The organism is Pseudomonas sp. TMB3-21, from assembly GCF_054898145.1.
The window spans coordinates 1,781,334-1,800,846 of record NZ_CM142718.1 but is presented as its reverse complement, the minus strand read 5'-3'; the positions used below and the strand labels follow the sequence as shown (position 1 = coordinate 1,800,846).

Below are 19,513 nucleotides of genomic sequence, written 5' to 3'. Positions count from 1 at the left end.
CGGGAGCAAGCTCCCTCGCCACAGGATAGAGCCCATTCAGGATTTGCGTGTCAGCCGCGTTAGAATCCGGTCCAGCGCATTGGCGAACGCCTGCTTCTCACGCTCGCCAAACGGCGCCGGTCCGCCGCTCATTTGCCCCTGCTCACGCAAATCAGTGAACAGATTGCGCACCGCCAAACGATCACCCATGTTCTGCGCATCGAACTCCTTGCCGCGCGGGTCGAGCGCTGACACGCCCTTCTTGACCAAACGGTCGGCCAGCGGTACGTCGCTGCAGATCACCAGCTCACCCGGCACAGCGTGTTCCACCAGGTAATCGTCGGCCGCATCAGGGCCGCTCGGCACCACGATCAGTTTCACCAGCGCGAGGCCCGGTTTGATCTGCGGCTGCCCCGCCACCAGCACGACTTCGAACTGGCGCTTGAGGGCGAACTTCACCACCAGATCCTTGGCCGCCCGAGGGCAGGCGTCGGCATCAATCCATACGCGCATTGTGTTTTACCTCTCAAAAAAAATCGCGAGCAGGCTCGCTCCCACAGGTTATACGCGATCCTGTGAGCGAGCCTGCTCGCGATGGTGAGCGCAGCGAATGCTTCAGGAAACCTGCACCCGACGCTTCTCGGCGATCCTGCTGCGACCATACAGCACAATAATCGCAACAATCGCCACGGCCTGCGCCCCCAGTGAATACGCATCGGCATGAATGCCCAGCCAATCGAAGTCAAAAAACTGCACCGGTCGCGTGCCGAAAATGCCTGCTTCCTGCAACGCCTTCACGCCATGCCCGGCGAACACCACCGACAACGCGCAGAGCAGAGCGGCGTTGATGCTGAAGAACAGCGACAACGGCAACTTCGCCGAACCGCGCAAAATCACCCACGCCAGACCGACCAGCAACACCAGCGCCGTGGCACCGCCCGCCAATACGGCGTTATGACCCGCCGGGCCGGCCTGCAGCCACAGCGTTTCGTAGAACAGGATCACTTCGAACAACTCGCGATACACCGAGAAAAACGCCAGCGTTGCAAAACCAAAACGCCCACCGCCGCCCACCAGGCTGCTCTTGATGTAATCCTGCCACGCCGCAGCGTGACGACGGTCGTGCATCCACACGCCGAGCCACAGCACCATGACGCTGGCAAACAGCGCAGTTGCGCCCTCCAGCAATTCGCGCTGCGAACCGCTGACATCGATCACATACGCCGCCAGCGCCCAGGTCGCCAGGCCAGCGACCAAGGCCAGGCCCCAGCCGACATTAACGCTGCGCACTGCCGATTGCTGACCGGTATTACGCAGGAACGCGAGAATCGCCGCCAGCACCAGGATGGCTTCAAGACCTTCGCGCAGCAGAATCAGCAGACCGGAGATGTAACTCAGCGACCAACTCAAGCCATCGCTGCCCAACAGGCCGGCCGACTCTTTCAACTTGGCTTTGGCGGCGTCCAGACGCTGCTGGACTTCGACCAACGGCAAGCCGTCCTGCAAGGATTGGCGGTAAGCCATCAGCGATTTTTCAGTGTCCTTGCGCACGTTGGCGTCGACGTTATCGAGGGAGCTCTCGACCAGCTCGAAACCTTCCAGATACGCCGCCACCGACAAGTCGTACGCCTGATCGTGATCGCCACCACGATAGGCAGCGATACTTTTGTCCAGCGTCGCGGCGGTGTAATCGAGCAATTGCCCCGGACCACGCTTGACCTGCGGCGGCTGTGCGCGCTGGGCACGGAATGTCGCCGCTGCCTGCGGGCCTTCGGCAGCCAGCACTTCGGCCGGCGTCTGCCGGGCGAGGTCGGCGATGTTGTAGGTTTTTTCGGATTGCGCGGCCGCCGGATCGGTGCTGAAACTGGCGACATAGGTCGCCAGATCCCAACGCTGACGATCGTCCAGTTGATCGGCGAAGGACGGCATGTCAGTGCCTTCGACGCCCATTCCCACGGTATTGTAAATCGCATACAGGCTGAGGCGATCCAGTCGCGAAGCATCGCGCAGGTTGGCCGGTGGCGGCGTCATGCCTACGCCGGCAGGACCGTCACCGGCGCCGGTATCGCCATGACACACCGAGCATTGCTGGAGGTAAAGCGCCCCGCCACGCGTGGGGTCGGGCGTAATCACCGGCGCCTGGCTGACTTCATACGCCACGGCCAGCTTTGCACCCAGTTGCCGTGCCTGGCGCGCGACGTCGGCACCGTCCTGCTTGCTCGCGATTGCAGCGCGCAAATTGCCGACACCTTGCTCGAGTTCGGCACGCTCAGGCTTTGCCGGCAATTCGACAATCAAGTCGTGCAGCACACCAAGAAATTCCTGCTGCTCGCGGTATTCCGATTCATCGATGACTTTGCCGGCATCGACCGTAGCCGGGTAATCGGCGCCGATGTAGTCGAGCAAGTGCAGGGCTTTGGGCGCTCCTTCGGCGGTTTCGGCCAGCACATTGAAGCTGCAAAACGCGATGACTGGCATCGCCAGCCAGGCCAGAAAACGGGAGAAGGCAATCATGAATGGATCTCAGATGGAAATACGAAGTAACACATTGTTCACTTCCAATGCGTTTCGCTCAAGCTTTGTAGTGATTTTTCGGGGGAGAAAGGGAGAAGTCCTGCGTCTTGAGGTGACTCTGTGTGAGAAGAGTCATCCCGGCTGGGACTGCGCAGCATTCCAAACCTTGGGTCGCTTCGCGCCACATGGGGATAAATCCCCTTACCACAGAAGCCCTCACCACTTGAGCATCTGCATCACACATGAAAAAGGCGACCTCATGAGGTCGCCTTTTTTGTGCCTGAACTGTTTAAACCGGCGCTTTGCGCAATGTCGCCATAAACGCTGCGGCACCGATGAACAAGCCGGCAAAAGTGCGGTTCATTCGTCTCTGCTGTTTCGGCGTGCGCAATAGACGCAGCACTTTCGAGGCCAGCCCGGTGTAGCCGGCCATAACGATCAGGTCCACGCAAACCATGGTCACCCCGATGATCAGGTACTGAGCCAGCAACGGCGCATGTGGATCAATAAACTGCGGCAACACCGCCAGCATGAACACCAGCGCCTTGGGGTTGCTGATGTTCACCAGAAAACCACGGAACACCAGGACCAGGGGTCTGCCAATCGGGCGCCCAGGCGCATCGTCGCTCATGTCGCTGGGCAGCGCTCGCCATTGCTTCACAGCGAGATAAACCAGGTACGCCACGCCGAACCACTTGATCGCATAAAACGCAGTAGATGAGGCCGTCAGAATCGCGCCTACTCCGGCGCCGACAATCGCGATCTGCACCGCCAGGCCTATCTGCAGGCCCAGTGCATTCCAGTAGCCCCGCCAGAAACCGTATTGCAGACCGCTGGACATCGACGCAATGGCGCCGGCACCGGGAGACAGACTGATCACCCAGCAGGCAGCAAAAAATGCCAGCCATGTTTGAAGCTCCATTGCACACCTCGACCCGGACACGTGACAGACGTCTAAGCTAATGCGGGTTTGGCGGGATGACTACTGGTTTTTGCAGGTCGGTTTGCGAGGGCCTGTCGCGAGCAAGCCCGCACTCACAGCTACTGGGGTGGATTGCTGATTCAAGAGCAACCGAAACCCCTGTGGGAGCGAGCCTGCTCGCGATAGCAGTGTGTCAGGCACCCGATGGTTTACTTCTCGAAACCACTCGCCGGCAGCACATCGGTCCCACGCCAGCGCCGCACCGAGCGCTGGAAGAACAGGCTGTTCGGCACTTGCACCATCGCACTGCCAGTGCCGAGTTCTTCAGCTTCGACCAACGTGGTGTAAAGCAGATTGATCGCCACCACCCGGCCTTTGACACCGGGCTTGTCGGTGGTGTCGACCAGCTCGACCACGTCGCCAATGCGAAACGGGCCGACGGTGAAAATCAGCACGGCGCAGAGCAGATTGGACAACACGCTCCACATGGCGAAAAACGCCACCGCAGCGACCGCCACGAATCCGGACAAGGCCGTCCACAGCACAGTGGCCGACACACCGAGGCGCTCCAGCACAAACAGCAGCGCGCTGCCCATGATCAGCCAGCGCAACACGCCACGCAGGGGCATCAGCAATTGCGGCGGGAACGGATAACGCTCACCCAGACGCGTCAGGCCCCGAGCCACAAATCGTTGCGCGAGATACCCTGCCAGCAAAATCAGGAGGATTTGCACGGTGAACCAGATCGGCTCGATCCACACAGGTGACATCTTCAGCGAGAAGCCTTCCATCAGGACAACGCCTCCAGCTCCGCCTGCATGCTTTCAAGCAATTCCAGGGCTTCCATCCATGCCTCTTCGAGCTCGGCTTCGCGCACTTTCAGCTTGGCCTGCTCGGCCAGCAGATCGCGCAGATCGTTCTTGCGCGCCGGTTCGTAGATATCGCTGTCACCGAGGCTGGCATCGATTTTCGCCAGTTTTTCGTGCAGCTTGCCCAGCTCGGCTTCGAGCTTGTCGGCTTCACGCTTGTGCGGCGCCAGTTGCTGACGCAATGCGGCGGCGGCCTGGCGCTGGGCTTTCTTGTCGGTCTTGTCCGGATTCACCGGGGTATTGCTGACCGGTGCGTTGCGCTGACGATATTCCACCAGCCAACGGGTGTAGTCCTCGAGGTCGCCGTCGAACTCTTCGACCTTGCCGTCCGCGACCAGATAGAAATTGTCGGTGGTGCTCTTGAGCAAGTGCCGATCGTGAGAGACCACCAATACCGCGCCCGTGAATTCCTGCAGAGCCATGGTCAGCGCCAGGCGCATTTCCAGATCGAGGTGGTTGGTCGGTTCATCGAGCAGCAACAGGTTAGGCCGGCCCCAAGCGATCAACGCCAGCGCCAGACGAGCCTTTTCACCACCGGAAAAATTCAGCACCGGCTCATCGATCCGCGCACCGCGGAAGTCGAAGCCACCGAGGAAATCGCGCAAGGTCTGCTCGCGCTCGGTGGGCGCCAGGCGTTGCATGTGCAGCAATGGGCTGGCCTTGGAATCGAGGGAATCGAGTTGATGCTGGGCGAAATAGCCGACAACAGTGTTCTCGCCACGGGTCAGTCGCCCGGCCAGCGGTTCGAGTTCACCGGAGAGGTTTTTGATCAGGGTCGATTTACCCGCCCCGTTCGGGCCGAGCAGACCGATGCGCGCGCCGGGGGTCAGTTGCAGCCTGACCTTCTCCAGCACGGTTTTGTCGCCGTAACCCAGACGCGCGTCGGACAGGTCGATCAACGGGCTGGAGATCTTCGTCGACTCGCGGAAAACGAAGTCAAACGGTGAATCGACATGAGCGGCCGACAACTCTTCCATCCGCTCCAGCGCTTTGATCCGACTCTGCGCCTGACGGGCCTTGGTGGCCTGGGCCTTGAAGCGGGCGATGTAGCTTTCCATGTGCGCACGTTGCACCTGCTGCTTCTCGTAGGCCTGCTGCTGCTGGGCCAGACGTTCCGCACGAGCGCGTTCGAAAGCGGTATAACCGCCACGATACAGGGTGATTTTGCGCTGATCGACATGGGCGACATGGTCAACCACGGCGTCAAGGAAATCCCGGTCGTGGGAAATCAGCATCAGCGTACCGGGATAGCTCTTGAGCCATTCTTCGAGCCAGATAATAGCGTCGAGGTCCAAGTGGTTGGTCGGTTCGTCGAGCAGCAGCAAGTCCGAAGGACACATCAAGGCCTGCGCCAGATTCAGACGCATCCTCCAGCCACCGGAGAAATCTCCTACCTGGCGATCCATCTGGTCATTGGTGAATCCGAGGCCGGCGAGCAACTTGCGGGCGCGAGCGTCGGCGGTGTAACCATCGGCGCTATCGAGTTCCGAGTGCAGGCGGGCCTGAGCAGCACCGTCATGCGCCGCTTCGGCGGCAGCGAGGTCGCGTTGCACCTCGCGCAGACGCAGGTCGCCATCGAGCACGTAGTCGACCGCAATGCGATCAAGGGTGTCGATCTCCTGCCGCATGTGGGCGATGCGCCAGTCGGCCGGCAGGAAGCAGTCACCCGAGTCCGGGTGCAGGTCACCCAGAAGCAAGGCGAACAGGCTCGATTTGCCGGCGCCATTGGCACCGATTAGGCCGGCTTTGTGGCCGGCGTGCAGGGTCAGCTCGGCATCTTCTAGCAGACGCTGCGGGCCACGCTGTAAAGTCAGGTTCTGAAGTCGAATCATAATGGCGGCGGAGTCTACCAGCTTCGCTCGCAACTGGCGCGAGTAGCACTATGTCCTCTGACCTGTGGAGCTTTTCCCTTGGCACTTATGCCCGCCCCGGCGTCGAAGCCGCGTGCCTCACGCTGCAGTCTGCGGGGGTGAATGTGTGCCTGTTGCTGTGTGGGTTGTGGCTGGAAGAACGTGGCGTCGCCTGCAATCAGCAACGGCTGGAGCTGCTAAGAAGTGTCTGCGAACCTTGGGACGTGGAGGTCGTGCGGCCGCTGCGGGCCTTGCGTGTGCAATGGAGAGTCGCCGCCGGAGACGATGCCGAGCTGCGCGATTTGCGTGAAAAGATGAAGGTTTTGGAGCTGGAAGCCGAGCGGCATCTGCTTTTGCGCCTGGAACGCGCGGCGATCAATTGGCCGCAGAGCGAAGCGACCGATCACTCGGCCTGGCTGGACGGTGTGGCGGCAGACGCCGCCAACCTGGACCGCAACGCGCTGAATCAACTGCGCGTCGCGGTAACCGGCACTTAGGAAGCGCTGGTTGGGGTGTTGCTGGTGCTCGACGGAGCAGCAGGCGTTGGCGATGCTGTGGTGGTCGTCGAGGGATTGGCTGCTGGTGCAGATCCAGTCGAAGCAGACGGCGCTGGACTTGCTGGTTTGGCAGCAGTTGCCGCAGCTGGCTTGGCAGCGGTGACCGGTTTTTTCACCGCGGGTTTGGCGGCCGCTTTGGTTGCCGGTTTTGCTGCTACTGGTTTGGCTGCAGGCTTTACCGCTGCTGGTTTGGCTGCTGGTTTTGCCGCTGCAGTTTTGGCTGCGGTGGCAGGCTTGGCGGCAGCAGTTTTGGCAGCCGGTTTAGCGGCAGCTTTGGTTGCAGGTTTAGCCGCCGGTTTAGCTGCGGATTTCGCCGCGGCTGGCTTGGCGGCAGATCTTGCGGCTGCAGTTTTAGCCGCTGGTTTCGCAGCAGGCTTGGCAACTGGTTTTGCAGCAGCGGTTTTGGTTGCTGCAGGTTTGGCGGCAGCAGTTTTCGCAGCCGTCGATCTAGCAGTGGCTGGTTTGGCAGCAGTGGTTTTAGCCGCAGGTTTTGCAGTGCTGGCAGCCACCGGTTTTCTCGCCACTGGCTTGGCGGTAGCTTTTGCCGGTGCCTTGGCGGCAGGAGTCGGTGAAGCTTTTGCAGCGACCGACCTGGTTGCGGATTTCTTCGCAGGAACTGCAGCAGCCTTGGCCGAACGCGAGGACAACGCCTTGCTGACGGCCTCTTGTACTCGACCGATACCCTGAGCCAGTTTCAGGCTCTCCTGAGCATCGCGCTTAAGCTGAACGATGTAGTTGCGAGTTTCGGATTGACGATCCTTGAGGGCATCGAGCAGGTCCTCAAGTTCTTTGACCCCACCTTTAGCTTTGTTCTGCGCCTTGGCTTTGCCGGCGGACGCAGCGTCCTGCAATTTGGTTCGGGATTTGTGCAGTTTTTCCTGTGCTTTGCCGCGCTGCTTTTCCAGCTTGGCGAGCAGTTTTTCAGCATCAGCCAAGGCTTGCGAACAAGCGGTTTCCAGATGCTCGAGCAGGCTGCCCGACAATTGTTGGAGTAAGTGCAACGGAGTATTTACAGGCTTCTTGGTGGCCGACATGGTTTACCTCCTGGCTGACGTGGGTGCGGCTCATACTAGACCTCTGCTGATACCGCCGCTAGGGCATGTTGACAGTATCGAAAGCGCTGCGTTGCAACTGAACGAAAATCTTCCGCGCTCGGAAAAATCCAGTTCACCGTTTAACGCATCCACACTGGCATAATCCGCCGCATCCAAGGTCGGAGAGTGCCCATGTCGCGCTACCTGTTTTTATTGCTGTGCGTGCTTTTTTCAGTGGCTCATGCTGCGGAAAAACCCACCAAAAATGACGCTCACGATCTCGCTTACAGCCTGGGGGCGAGCCTGGGCGAACGCCTGCGCCAGGAGGTTCCCGACTTGCAGCTTCAGGCTCTTGTCGAAGGTTTGCAGCAAGCCTACAGAGGCCAGCCGCTGGCGCTGAAAGATGAGCGGATCGAACAGATACTGACCGAGCACGAGGCGCAGACCGCATTGAAACAAGCCGCGCCGCAGGACGCAGTCGCCCTCGAAAAAGAACAGCGTTTTCTTGCCGAGGAGAAAACCAGAACTGGCGTGCGACAACTGGCTGATGGAATCCTTATGACAGAACTGACTCCAGGCTCGGGTGCAAAAGCAGGTCCGAATGGCAGAGTGCAGGTTGTGTATGTCGGTCGACTCCCGGACGGCAGCGTGTTCGATCAGAACAATCAGCCGCAATGGTTCAGCCTCGACAGCGTGATCAGCGGATGGCAAAGCGCGCTGCAAGACATGCCGGTCGGCGCGAAATGGCGGTTGGTGATTCCGTCCGCCCAGGCTTATGGAGCAGAAGGTGCAGGCGACTTGATCGAGCCGTTCACGCCACTGATTTTCGAAGTGGAATTACGCGACGTCGCCCGCTGAACCACAGAAACGAAAACGGCGCGCAGAGCGCACCGTTTTTGAAGGACTTGCAGGAAGCGGTTCAAGCCTGAACCGGATCCTCTTCCTTGTGAGCCGTATGCAGCACTTCGATCAGACAGTCTTCCAGCTCGAAGCGTTCATGCAACAGACCGCCCAGTTCCTTGAACTTCTCTGCGACGCATTTGCCTTCGTCGCACAGGTCATTGAATGCGAGCAACTTCTCAGTGATGACATCAATGCGCGGATAAATCGTATCGGCGAGTTCGAGGCCACGCTTGTCGTTGAAGGCCTTGGCCTCCCCGGTCAGCTGTTCGTAGATTTCGAAGTGGCCGGCGGAAACGTAATCAACCAGTACACCGCAGAATTCCTGCAATGGTTTGCGGTTCTCGCTGAGCGCCTCAGGCTTTTCGCCGAGGTCATCATAAGCCCGAACCAGTTCGTGACGCTCCTGCAACCAGCGATCGATCAGCAGATGCACTCCACCCCAGCGTTCCTGAGCATTCTGACAACTTTCGAGCATGGTGATCTCTCTTCCCTTGTGGGTCATGCTGCTCTACACCGACCGCCTTCCGGACTCAGAAATCGGCCAAGCGGAGCGCCATTCGAGCAACATTATTCCAATGACACGTGCCGGCCAGATTATGCCCGCACGCCAATGGCATCAAGGTACGCAGGAGATAAAGTTCATACAAGTGTTTAATCGCCGGCCAGTGCCGGGTGCGACGACGCGCCGCTAACCGGTCGCTGACAGGCAACCCAGACCTGCTGCAGCACCTGGAAGATACTCAGGACTGCCATCGCGAGAAAGAACAGCAGGCTCCACTCCGGGATGCTCAGATCGAACAGCGTCCACGTGATGCGGCCGCAATCCGCGGTACCTGCGAACAGTTGTTGCGCCACATTCGTCCACGGCGTCGTCGCGAAGACGTCCGATAAACTGGACGAGCATGTAGCAAACTGTTTCGCGGGATCAGTCTGCAACAACACCTGTCGCCACGCCGTCACCGTCCCTGCCAAAGCGGCCATCAGACTCAGTGACCAATACAGAAAAGCACCGAACCGCCCGGGCCCATGCACCGACGCCATCAAACAGATACCCGTCAGCACTGCCAGGCACATGCGCTGCAGCAAACACAAACCGCAAGGTTGCAGGCCAACAGCGTATTCCAGGTAGTAGGAAACGCCCAATGCCAGTGAACCGGCTATGAAAACCATGAAAAACAAGGAGCGTGAGCAGGCCAGGGACATGGCTTTTCCGTACCAGTAGAGACAAGTGGTTACGGTAGAGGAAAGCGCGCCCGCGTTTCAAGACGAACTAACTGCGACACTTCAGCAAACGCGTAGGGAAATCCCGACAGTAACGAGAGGACAAGATGTAGTCCGCTGTAGGATTTTGCCTAAGACAGAAGCTGCGAGTAGGAATGAGCAGTTTCACGTGTGCAAAAAGTTCGGGGCGATGGCGTTATGTAGCAGCTGACGCAGGCTGCGCCAGCTACTACATCAAGCAATCTTTATGCGTGAGTCAGCGAAGGTAGCGGCGCTGCCAACAGGCGCTCGTCAAGCAAGCCAAGGCCTTCCTGGAACAGTTGATTGCTGCGCTCGGTATCGCCCAGTTGCGCGAGTAATCTCGCCAGTTCGGCGCAGGCTTCCGGGTTACGCTGCAAGCGCAGGCTGCTTTCAAGGTAGTCGCGCGCCTTGCCCCACAGGCTGCTTTGGAGACACAGGCGACCCAGCGTCAGCAAAAGACCAGGATCGGCCGAATGATCCTTAAGCCAACCCTCGGCCACTTGCAGCTGCCGAGCCGGATCACTGCCACGGACCAGCCCGTAGAGACGGGCGAGATGGCTGTCGTATTGGCGTTTGAGCGCCGTACGTAAAATCTCTTCTGCCTCGACCTGAGCACCCAACTGCCGCAGCTGCTCGGCATACGCCAATACCAGTTGCGGTTCCTGGCGTTGCGCCGACGTCAGTTGCTGCCAGGCGCGGTTGAGCGATTGCAGCCCCACCGTCCCGTCCTCTTCCCGTTGCGCCGCCAGTGAAAGGTTTTTACCCCACGCGCGACGTTCCAGCTCGGCCAGCTCTGCCGGCGGCAGGACCTTGTCTTTGCGCAATTCCGGCAGCAGGCGGATCACTGCCGACCAATCGCCACGCTGTTGATGCAGACGCTGCAACTGCCGCAACGTCTGTACGTTGTGAGGGTGGCGCTCGTGCATGGCTTGCAAGGTCACCAGAGCGCCTTCGGTATCGCCGCGATCGGTTTGCAACTGTGCGTGACTGAGGGCAATCGCCAACTCCGCCTGCGGCTGACGCTCGAGTGCGCGCTCCAGCAGCTTGTCACTTTCTTCATAGTGACCTTGCTCGTTCGCGGCACGCGCCGCTCCGAGGTAATACAACAGCGGCTGACGTTCAGCTTCGGCGGCCCGATGCAGATGACGTTGCGCGCTGGCCCAGCGCCCTTCGGCGAGGTCGAGTTGACCGTGTTCGATCGCCACCTGCACGCGACGACTGCGATTGCGCCGCGACCAGGGATTAACCACACCACTGGATGCCATGACCAATTCAATCAGCGCCTTGATGCCCCACACCAGCAGCCAAAGCACCGCCACCACAGCCAGCGTCGCCCAGAGGCTCGACTCGTAGCGAAAACTTTTGTAAGCCACCAGCACGTAGCCCGAATGCTCCGCGATCGCCAGCCCCAAGGCAGCGGCGGCGGCGATCACCAGAAACACGATCACATAGAGGCGTTTCATGGCGTGGCCTCCGGCGTCGTGCTGGCGGCAGGTTTTTCCAACGGCTTGATCGAGTCGACGGCGTTGACGTTGCGGCGCTCAAGGTATCCCTGAACCGCACTCAACGTGCCGGCCAGGTCCGGCGTGATCACGGTGACCGACTCCTTGCTCAACTCGCCGACCTGCTCGAGCATCACTTTGCTCTGCGGATTGTCCGGGTTGAAATTGCCCGTCAGCACATCGCGCGCTTCAGCCAATGACTGTGTGTAAACCGCAGCCTGACCATTCAGCGCTGCCCACTGTGCCTGTTCCAGTGCGAGGCTGAGGGCCAGCCGCACCTGACTCAGGCCCTGACCTGCCAACAGCGGTCGGACATTTTTGTCGGCATTGAAATCGATGCGGATGTAGCGCGAAATCTTGTCCCACCACTGCGCCCAACGACTGGTGCCGTCACCATCAGCCGTGAGGCCCAGCAGCGACTCGCCACGGTCTTTGTACTCAGGCGCCAATTCAGTAAGGTTGATGACCTGATCGCGCAGCGCGCCCAGTCGCAGAAACAGACCCGTGCGGTCCGGTTGCTCGGTGCTGCGCAGCGCAACCAGGGTTTTGGCGACCTGTTCGCGGGCGGCGAATGAACCCGGATCATTCTGCTCTCGAAGAATTTCGTCGGCGCCCTGCACCAGGGCCTGGGCGCTGCTGATGTCCTGCAATGCCGAAAGACGCAAACTGGCCAAACGCAACAGGTGTTCAGCCTCCGCCAGACGCCAGTCCTTGCGACTGGCACCGAGTACGGTTTCCAGACGCTGGTTCAGGCGTTGCTGATCGCCTTGAAGTTGCGCGACCAGACGACTGCGAGCTTCAAGTTCGTCAGCGGCAGGCAACTCCGCGAGGCGAGCCGTCAGGCGCTGCTCATTGAGCTTCAGGCTCTGCGCCTGATCGTTCAACGCCTGCACCTGACTCAACTGTTGCTGGTTATTGGCTTGCAGGTGACGCACCTGCCAGACTCCCCAACCGCCCACGGCAACACCGGCGGCACCCAACAGCAGCGCGACGATCGCCAGGCCATTGCCCCGACGCTGGTCTGCAGCTGGTGGCGGCGTTTCAACCTGGGCATCAACCGGGGCATCAAGCACTGGCTGGACGTCATCTTTTGGCAAGGTTGTTTCGCTCACGTATCCATCCTTTGCATTAGAGAACGGGTTCGGGTGCTCCCGTAACGCCGTCAGCAAGGCCGTGGCACTGGCGCCACGACAATCCACAACTGTTTGAGCCCCGGCGGCACGTGCCAGCTCGGCGACCCGTGGGCTTGGAACAAACAACGGCAACTGCGCCAAATGCGGCCAGGCATTGCCAGCCAATTGATGCAGGTGCTCAAAACCCTGTCCACTGCTGACCACCAGCCCGTTCAAGCGTTCCGCTTCGATCCGCTCGGGCAGGGTCGCCGGCGAATACTGCGGCAACTCGCGACGGTACAACTCCAGATAGTCGACACTGGCACCCAGCTCGCGCAACCGATCAGCAAGCAACTCGCGCCCGCCTTCCCCGCGCATGATCAACACGCGTGCACCGGTTCTGGCGACCGCCTCGCGCAGCTCACTCATTTCCAACAACGCTTCGCTGTCGTCGCCCTCGGCGGGAAAACCCACCTTCAACCCTTGATTCTCAAGGATCTGCGCCGTGGCCGCGCCCACGCTGAACCACTGCAGATGCGGCATTTTAATGCCCTGTTCTGCAACATGCGCCAAGGCAATTCTGGCGGCTGGCTTGCTGACGACGATGACCGCGCAATAACGATCCAGATGCTGGAGGATCTCACGCATCGTGGCAGAGACAGGCAGGGGATCAATCTCCAAGAGCGGCAGGCTGGCGCTGAAAATCCCCGCTTCGGCGAGCATGCTGTTCAACGCCGCAGACTCCTCCGCAGGGCGCGTCAACAGCAGGCGCCAGCCAGTCACTCGTGACCCGCCTCGCCGTACACCGCTTTCAGAATGTCATCGGCGCCCTGGCTCAACAGGTCTTCGGCGACTCTGACACCCAGCGCTTCAGCATCCCCACGCGGCGCCCGACCTTCAGCACTCAGCAGCAGCCGACCGCTTGGGTCGCCGACCAAACCACGTAGCCACACTTGCTCATCTTCAAGCACGGCATAACAGGCGATAGGCACTTGGCAGCCGCCGTTCAGATGCTTGTTGAGGGCACGCTCGGAGAACACGCGGGTGGCGGTGTCGTCGTGATGCAGAGGCGTCAACAAGGCGTGAATTTCACTGTCGGCACTACGGCATTCGATGCCTACTGCGCCCTGCCCGCCAGCCGGCAGACTGTCGTCGACGCTGATCGCCGAGGTGATGCGGTCCTCGAAGCCGAGACGAATCAGACCAGCCGCCGCGAGGATGATCGCGTCGTACTCGCCCGCATCCAGTTTGGCCAGCCGAGTATTGACGTTACCGCGCAGGAAACGGATTTCCAGGTCCGGACGACGGGTCAACAACTGCGCCTGACGACGTAGGCTGGAGGTGCCAACGATGCTGCCTTGAGGCAACGCGTCCAGGCTGGCGTAGGTATTTGAGACGAACGCGTCGCGTGGGTCTTCGCGCTCACAGATGCAGAACAGACCGAGACCTTCCGGGAAGTCCATCGGCACGTCTTTCATGGAATGCACGGCGATGTCGGCGGTGTTTTCCAGCAGCGCAGTTTCCAGTTCCTTGACGAACAGACCTTTGCCGCCGATTTTCGACAGTGGCGAGTCGAGCAGCTTGTCGCCGCGACTGACCATGGGGACCAGGGTCACCAGCAGTCCCGGATGAGCTTCTTCAAGACGCGCTTTGACGTACTCGGCCTGCCACAGGGCGAGAGCACTTTTGCGGGTGGCGATGCGGATTTCGCGAGAGGACATGGATCAATCCGTACTGAATAGATACGGCGGATAATAACAGCTCAGTCAAATCCACTTTGACTTGTATCAGGTAATACCTGGCCTCCCTGGCCCTGAACGTCCGGCAATCGGGTGTGGTATTCGCCTGGGTGAGGCGAATTAAAGCTGTTGCATCATTTTTCGTACGCCGGCCACGTGACGGCGACTGACGATCAACGCGTCGCCGTTGAGACCTTTGAGAAACAATTGAAAATGCCCCAAAGGCGTACGCTGCAGACGTTCGATGCGTTCACGTGCGACCAGCGCATTGCGGTGGATGCGCACGAAGCGATCGCCGAATTCGTCTTCAAGGGCCTTGAGCGGTTCGTCCAGCAGCACTTCGCCGCCTTCGTGGCGCAAGGTCACATACTTGTGATCGGCGATGAAATAAACCACCTGCCCCAGCGGGATCAGTTCGATCCCTTTGCGGGTTCTCGCACTGATGTGGCTGCGAGGACCACTGCCGGTTTCAGCGGCGGGCCGGGTCAGTGCTGCGAGCTGGACACGATTGGGCCGCTCGGCTTTTTTCAAGACGTCATGTAATTGTTCAGTACGCACAGGTTTCACCAGATAGCCTACGGCGCTGGCCTGCAAGGCTTCCACGGCAAATTCATCGGGCCCTGTGCAAAACACCACGGCTGGCGGGGTTTCGCGTTCGCACAATCTGGCAGCAACTTGCAGACCATCGAGGCCTGGCATACGGATATCGAGCAAAACGATATCCGGTTTGTGGCTGTCGATCAGTGCCAACGCTTCTTCGCCATTCGTGGCGCTGGGCTCCAGGACACTGTATCCCTCGAGTTCGCCGACCATTCGGCTCAGGCGCTCGCGGGCCAAGGGTTCGTCATCAACGATCAGGACATTCATATTGCGCTGGATTCCTGCGTGAGTCTCGCACAAGGATAGCGTAGACAAGTGAAGTGACGTCCGTCACCGCGATCCACGCTAAGACCGGCGCGAAGGCCAAAAAGTGCCGCCAGGCTGACGGCTAAATTTTCCACTGCCTTGAGATTGGTGGCCGCGGCCCGCGTTGGCGAGGCATCACCGTAGGGTTTGCTAATCAACAATCTGAACACCCCCTCTTCTTATAGTCGCTAAAACGCCAGGACGTGCGCCGAGCCTACTGTCCAACTGTAGACGGTTGCCGGAGCGATATTGCTCAATCGAAAAATATCGTTGCGCAATTCCTCCGGAACCCCCGCAATCCGGTAGCAACCGCCCGAGGAAAATCGTGTCGACCAGTGTCAACGACAGGCTTGGCAACCCTGTTATTATCCGCGACGTCATTTATCTTCAGCAGACACGAGCGAATTCATGAGCACTGACAAGACCAATCAGTCCTGGGGCGGCCGCTTCAGTGAACCCGTCGACGCCTTCGTCGCCCGCTTCACCGCCTCCGTCACTTTCGATCAGCGCCTGTATCGCCACGACATCATGGGCTCGATCGCCCACGCTACCATGCTGGCCAAGGTCGGTGTGCTGACCGATGCCGAGCGCGACAGCATCGCCGACGGCCTGAAAACCATTCAGGGCGAGATCGAGGCTGGCCAGTTCGACTGGCGCATCGACCTCGAAGACGTGCACATGAACATCGAAGCGCGGCTGACCGATCGCATCGGCGTAACCGGTAAAAAGCTGCACACCGGACGCAGCCGTAACGATCAGGTCGCCACCGATATTCGCCTGTGGCTGCGTGACGAAATCGACCTGATCCTGGCTGAAATCACCCGCCTGCAAAAAGGTCTGCTGGAACAGGCAGAGCGCGAAGCCGCGAGCATCATGCCCGGCTTTACTCACCTGCAAACCGCTCAGCCAGTGACCTTCGGGCATCACATGCTGGCCTGGTTTGAAATGCTCAGCCGCGATTACGAACGTCTGGTCGACTGCCGCAAGCGTACTAACCGCATGCCATTGGGCAGCGCCGCACTGGCGGGCACCACGTACCCGATTGACCGCGAATACACCGCGCAGTTGCTGGGCTTCGACGCAGTGGGCGGCAACTCGCTGGATAACGTTTCCGATCGCGACTTCGCTATCGAATTCTGCTCCGCCGCGAGCATTGCGATGATGCACCTGTCGCGCTTCTCCGAAGAGTTGGTGCTGTGGACCAGCGCGCAATTCCAGTTCATCGATTTGCCCGACCGCTTCTGCACCGGCAGCTCGATCATGCCGCAAAAGAAAAACCCGGACGTGCCGGAACTGGTGCGCGGCAAGACCGGCCGCGTGTTTGGCGCGCTTATGGGTCTGCTGACTTTGATGAAAGGCCAGCCCTTGGCCTACAACAAGGACAATCAGGAAGACAAGGAACCGCTGTTCGACGCCGCCGACACACTGCGCGATTCGTTGCGCGCGTTCGCCGACATGATCCCGGCAATCAAACCCAAACATGCAGTCATGCGTGAAGCAGCACTGCGTGGTTTTTCCACCGCCACCGACCTCGCCGATTACCTGGTGCGCCGCGGCCTGCCCTTCCGTGACTGCCACGAAATCGTTGGCCACGCGGTCAAATACGGTGTTGAAAGCGGTAAGGACCTGGCGGAGATGAGCCTGGAAGAGTTGCGCAAATTCAGCGATCAGATTGATCAGGATGTGTTCGCCGTGCTGACTCTGGAAGGCTCGGTAAATGCCCGTGACCACATTGGCGGAACAGCGCCGGCGCAGGTCAGGCAAGCAGTGATTCGCGGCCAGGCGTTGCTCGCCAGCCGCTAATGCAGTGGTAAAAACAAGCGCGATGGCTGCCCCGGCCATCGCGCTTTTTCATGCCTGGCCGGTGGCCCGACCCACTGCCTGTACGCGCGCCAGGAATGCAGGCGCCTCCGCGAGCCTGTCAGCGGCAATCTTTTGCACATTTGGAGTACGGCCCAGACGCTCCAGTAGTAAGCGGGCCCCGGGCATATCAGCCAGGAAATCCACATCGAACAATTGCTTGCCGACATCCACCGCGAGATCGACGCTGTATAGAAAATACAAATCGGCCACGGTAAATTGCTCGCCCGCCACATATGGCGCAAATCGCCCACGCTGTTTCAGCGCCGTGAATCCTTTGATCAAGTCACGCTCGGACTTGGCTTTCAATGCTTCGGGTGTGGATCTGCCACCAAAGAACACTTCCACGTAACAGACTCGTGCAGGCAGTTCGATGTACAGCTCGATTTCCTTCGCCAGAGCCCTGACTCCAGCTCGAGCAAAAGGGTCGGCGGGCAGTAGGGCAACCCCGCCTTGCGTCTCTTCGATGTAATCGAGAATGGCATCCGTTTCACTGAGGAAACCGTGATCGGTTTCCAGCACCGGCACTTTTCCTCGCGGGCTGACAGCGAGGATTTCGGGATTCTGGCAGCCATGAAACGGGACCGTTTCAAACGGCACGCCTTTTTCCATAAGGGCCAGCTTGACCATGTTGAAGTAGTTGCTTGCTGCAAAACCGTAAAGCTTGAGCATCGTGGGGTTTCCTTGTCCATACAGATCTGATGGCCAAGGTAAACATTGCTGAAAATCCTGTAAGCGTTGGCTTATTACCGTATGAGACAAAAGTCGGTGGAAAACCCCAATTATAGGGATGGCGGCCTTATGGCACAAAAGATTGCAAACCCTCTGACACGCATGAAGGCCGCCCGAACGGTCAGCGTTTGGCCGCAATCATCGCCATGAACGCCGGCATCGCCGCTTCCCTGTCTGCAGCAATGCGCTGCACGTTGGGGTTCTGCTCGAGGCGTTCCAGCAACGCTTTGGCCGCCGGCATTTGCGCCAGCAAATCCAGATCGAACAGCTTCTTCGCTACTCCACAGGCCAGCGGCACGCTGTAGAGGAAATACAGGTCTGCAATGCTCAGGCTGTCGCCCGCGACATAAGGCGAGAACTTGCCGTGGCGTTCGAGCGAGGCAAAGCCCAGCAGCAGTTCTGCTTTGCTCTTTTCCTTGATCGGATCAGCCACCGGCATGCCGAAAAATGCTTCGGCATAACAGGCGCGGCCCGGCAGCTCGATGTACAGCTCGATTTCCTTGGCCAGGGCCAGAACCTGTGCGCGCTCGAAGGGGTCACTCGGCAGTAGCGGAGTGGCCTGTGAACTCTGTTCGATGAATTCGAGTATGACCGCGGTTTCGTTGATGAAACCTTGCTCGACACCCAGCACTGGGACCTTGCCGCGCGGGCTGATGGCCAGCGCCTCGGGAGTCTGGCCGGCATAAAACGGCACCTCCTCGAACGGCAGGCCTTTCTCCAGCAACGCCAGTTTCACCATGTTGTAGTAGTTGCTGACGGAAAATCCATAAAGCTTGAACATTACAAAGTCTCCAGGCCGTGCGGGGTTGGCAGTTATGTTTTATAGAACGCCGGAGCCTGTCTTGCCAACAGCATCACCGCGCTGAATGCAGGTAAACTGGCCGCCTTAACTTTTAGGAGCCTGCCATGAGCGAGCCAACAGATATCGAGATGGACGAAGAAGAGTTCGCTGAACAAACTCTGATCCAGGCAATTGAAAACCAGATCGAAAGCGACAACCCGCCAGCCGCCAAGGCCACGTTCAACAAGCTAACGCTGGTAGGTTATGAGCGTGACGAGATTTTGAACCTGATGGCCCACGTGCTTGCGGTGGAAATCGACGCAATTCTTGAAGAAGACCGCGCATTCAGTACCGAATGGTATGAAACAGCGCTGCGCGCGTTGCCTGAGTTGCCGCCGGAAAAGAAATAGTCCAGCCCTGCCAAGGGCTCTTTGGCGAGAGAGCTTTCCTGTGGCGAGGGAGCTTGCTCCCGCTCGGCTGCGTAGCAGTCGCAGAGCCTTGGGGCCGCTTCGCGACCCTGCGGGAGCAAGCTCCCTCGCCACAGGCGAACCCTCACACCACCGAAGCCGCCTCCAGCAGCCCCTTGTCCTAGACGCTGTCTAAATCGAAAACCACCCCGAGGCAAAAAAACCCTGTAGCGAGCACTGGACATGCCGCACAAGCGGGTTCACCTTAGGAGCGCTGTCGTCTAATTCCTAGAAAGTCTGGAGTCCTTTTATGTCGCTTACCCCTGAGTTGGTTGCCGAACTGGAAATCCTTGCACTCTTCAACCTGGACAGTTCCCAGGAAGGTTTGAAAATTCATCAGACCGCGGCCCCGAAAGCCATTGCTGCCGCTCGACGCCTCTACGAAAAAGAACTGATCGACCAGCCCGATGGCGGTTACCTGACCAGCCTGGGTCGTGACGCCGCGCAAAGCGTGCAAACCGTTCTGACCATTCTGAGCGTTCCGGAAACGGCCTGAGCATTGGCGCATCGCCCTCGGAAAGCCCAGCCAAGGGATTTCCGCGGG

At 59.4% G+C, this 19,513-nt stretch carries 19 protein-coding genes and 2 pseudogenes; 5 read left to right on the top strand and 16 right to left on the bottom strand.

Translation table 11 applies throughout. The annotated features are described in order from the left end of the window. Positions 1–36 precede the first annotated feature (36 nt). The 5 genes from ACYZTS_RS08325 to ACYZTS_RS08305 all read right to left on the bottom strand — a co-directional run bounded on the left by ACYZTS_RS08325 (position 37) and on the right by ACYZTS_RS08305 (position 6,116). Positions 37–492, bottom strand: coding sequence for a YaiI/YqxD family protein (locus ACYZTS_RS08325; protein ID WP_028623832.1), 456 nt, complete (start codon positions 490–492; stop codon positions 37–39). A 102-nt stretch (positions 493–594) separates the two neighbouring features. Further along, a complete protein-coding gene (locus tag ACYZTS_RS08320; protein ID WP_461995262.1) occupies positions 595–2,493 on the bottom strand; it encodes an FTR1 family protein in 1,899 nt (632 codons plus the stop codon). A 289-nt stretch (positions 2,494–2,782) separates the two neighbouring features. Further along, complete coding sequence (locus ACYZTS_RS08315; protein ID WP_028623834.1) at positions 2,783–3,415, bottom strand: LysE family transporter; 633 nt, start codon at positions 3,413–3,415, stop codon at positions 2,783–2,785. Positions 3,416–3,624: 209 nt separating this feature from the next. Continuing rightward, positions 3,625–4,206: a mechanosensitive ion channel domain-containing protein gene (locus ACYZTS_RS08310; protein WP_461995259.1), complete on the bottom strand. Its 582-nt coding sequence runs from the start codon at positions 4,204–4,206 to the stop codon at positions 3,625–3,627. Then, positions 4,206–6,116, bottom strand: coding sequence for an ATP-binding cassette domain-containing protein (locus ACYZTS_RS08305; RefSeq protein WP_461995257.1), 1,911 nt, complete (start codon positions 6,114–6,116; stop codon positions 4,206–4,208). The genes ACYZTS_RS08310 and ACYZTS_RS08305 overlap by 1 nt, the downstream gene beginning before the upstream one ends. Before the next feature lie 50 nt (positions 6,117–6,166). Here ACYZTS_RS08305 and ACYZTS_RS08300 point away from each other — a divergent pair, with 50 nt between their 5' ends. After that, positions 6,167–6,631 carry a TIGR02444 family protein gene (locus tag ACYZTS_RS08300; protein ID WP_461995255.1) on the top strand — a complete coding sequence of 155 codons (465 nt, stop codon included), beginning with the start codon at positions 6,167–6,169 and terminating at the stop codon, positions 6,629–6,631. Here the strand turns inward: ACYZTS_RS08300 and ACYZTS_RS08295 are convergent. After that, complete coding sequence (locus tag ACYZTS_RS08295; protein ID WP_461995253.1) at positions 6,628–7,725, bottom strand: AlgP family protein; 1,098 nt, start codon at positions 7,723–7,725, stop codon at positions 6,628–6,630. The two genes, ACYZTS_RS08300 and ACYZTS_RS08295, sit on opposite strands and share 4 nt — an antisense overlap. Before the next feature lie 192 nt (positions 7,726–7,917). On the opposite strand from ACYZTS_RS08295, the gene ACYZTS_RS08290 reads away from it, so the two are divergent. Continuing rightward, on the top strand, positions 7,918–8,583 hold the full coding sequence (locus ACYZTS_RS08290; protein ID WP_028623839.1) for an FKBP-type peptidyl-prolyl cis-trans isomerase: 666 nt from the start codon (positions 7,918–7,920) through the stop codon (positions 8,581–8,583). A gap of 61 nt (positions 8,584–8,644) precedes the next feature. Here the strand turns inward: ACYZTS_RS08290 and ACYZTS_RS08285 are convergent, their stop codons facing one another. The 8 genes and pseudogenes from ACYZTS_RS08285 to ACYZTS_RS08250 all read right to left on the bottom strand — a co-directional run. Next, positions 8,645–9,103, bottom strand: coding sequence for an Rsd/AlgQ family anti-sigma factor (locus ACYZTS_RS08285; RefSeq protein ID WP_028623840.1), 459 nt, complete (start codon positions 9,101–9,103; stop codon positions 8,645–8,647). Between the two features lie 176 nt (positions 9,104–9,279). After that, positions 9,280–9,831 carry a disulfide bond formation protein B gene (locus ACYZTS_RS08280; protein WP_028623841.1) on the bottom strand — a complete coding sequence of 184 codons (552 nt, stop codon included), beginning with the start codon at positions 9,829–9,831 and terminating at the stop codon, positions 9,280–9,282. A gap of 263 nt (positions 9,832–10,094) precedes the next feature. After that, positions 10,095–11,333, bottom strand: a complete 1,239-nt coding sequence (locus tag ACYZTS_RS08275) for a heme biosynthesis protein HemY (protein WP_028623842.1) — start codon at positions 11,331–11,333, stop codon at positions 10,095–10,097. Continuing rightward, positions 11,330–12,484, bottom strand: a complete 1,155-nt coding sequence (locus ACYZTS_RS08270; protein ID WP_028623843.1) for a uroporphyrinogen-III C-methyltransferase — start codon at positions 12,482–12,484, stop codon at positions 11,330–11,332. The genes ACYZTS_RS08275 and ACYZTS_RS08270 overlap by 4 nt, the downstream gene beginning before the upstream one ends. Positions 12,485–12,520: 36 nt before the next feature. Beyond that, positions 12,521–13,267: pseudogene (locus tag ACYZTS_RS08265) on the bottom strand (uroporphyrinogen-III synthase); the annotation flags it as partial. Then, positions 13,264–14,205: a hydroxymethylbilane synthase gene (hemC, locus tag ACYZTS_RS08260; protein WP_461995250.1), complete on the bottom strand. Its 942-nt coding sequence runs from the start codon at positions 14,203–14,205 to the stop codon at positions 13,264–13,266. The pseudogene ACYZTS_RS08265 and the gene hemC, both read right to left, overlap by 4 nt. A gap of 138 nt (positions 14,206–14,343) precedes the next feature. Next, positions 14,344–15,090: a LytR/AlgR family response regulator transcription factor gene (locus ACYZTS_RS08255; protein ID WP_028623845.1), complete on the bottom strand. Its 747-nt coding sequence runs from the start codon at positions 15,088–15,090 to the stop codon at positions 14,344–14,346. Next, a pseudogene (locus ACYZTS_RS08250) lies at positions 15,087–15,203 on the bottom strand (sensor histidine kinase); the annotation flags it as partial. The pseudogene ACYZTS_RS08250 and the gene ACYZTS_RS08255, both read right to left, overlap by 4 nt. Before the next feature lie 334 nt (positions 15,204–15,537). Here ACYZTS_RS08250 and argH point away from each other — a divergent pair. Next, the gene (gene argH / locus ACYZTS_RS08245; protein WP_028623846.1) at positions 15,538–16,932 is read left to right on the top strand and encodes an argininosuccinate lyase; all 1,395 of its coding nucleotides are present in this window, start codon (positions 15,538–15,540) and stop codon (positions 16,930–16,932) included. Positions 16,933–16,980: 48 nt separating this feature from the next. Here the strand turns inward: argH and ACYZTS_RS08240 are convergent, their stop codons facing one another. Together ACYZTS_RS08240 and ACYZTS_RS08235 are read right to left on the bottom strand one after the other, a co-directional pair. Continuing rightward, positions 16,981–17,661, bottom strand: a complete 681-nt coding sequence (locus ACYZTS_RS08240; protein WP_028623847.1) for a glutathione S-transferase family protein — start codon at positions 17,659–17,661, stop codon at positions 16,981–16,983. Between the two features lie 181 nt (positions 17,662–17,842). Next, on the bottom strand, positions 17,843–18,502 hold the full coding sequence (locus tag ACYZTS_RS08235) for a glutathione S-transferase family protein (protein ID WP_028623848.1): 660 nt from the start codon (positions 18,500–18,502) through the stop codon (positions 17,843–17,845). A 125-nt stretch (positions 18,503–18,627) separates the two neighbouring features. Between ACYZTS_RS08235 and ACYZTS_RS08230 the strand changes: the two genes are divergently transcribed. After that, complete coding sequence (locus ACYZTS_RS08230; RefSeq protein ID WP_028623849.1) at positions 18,628–18,912, top strand: hypothetical protein; 285 nt, start codon at positions 18,628–18,630, stop codon at positions 18,910–18,912. A 307-nt stretch (positions 18,913–19,219) separates the two neighbouring features. Then, positions 19,220–19,465 carry a TIGR02647 family protein gene (locus ACYZTS_RS08225; RefSeq protein ID WP_028621437.1) on the top strand — a complete coding sequence of 82 codons (246 nt, stop codon included), beginning with the start codon at positions 19,220–19,222 and terminating at the stop codon, positions 19,463–19,465. The last annotated feature ends 48 nt before the right edge of the window (positions 19,466–19,513 follow it).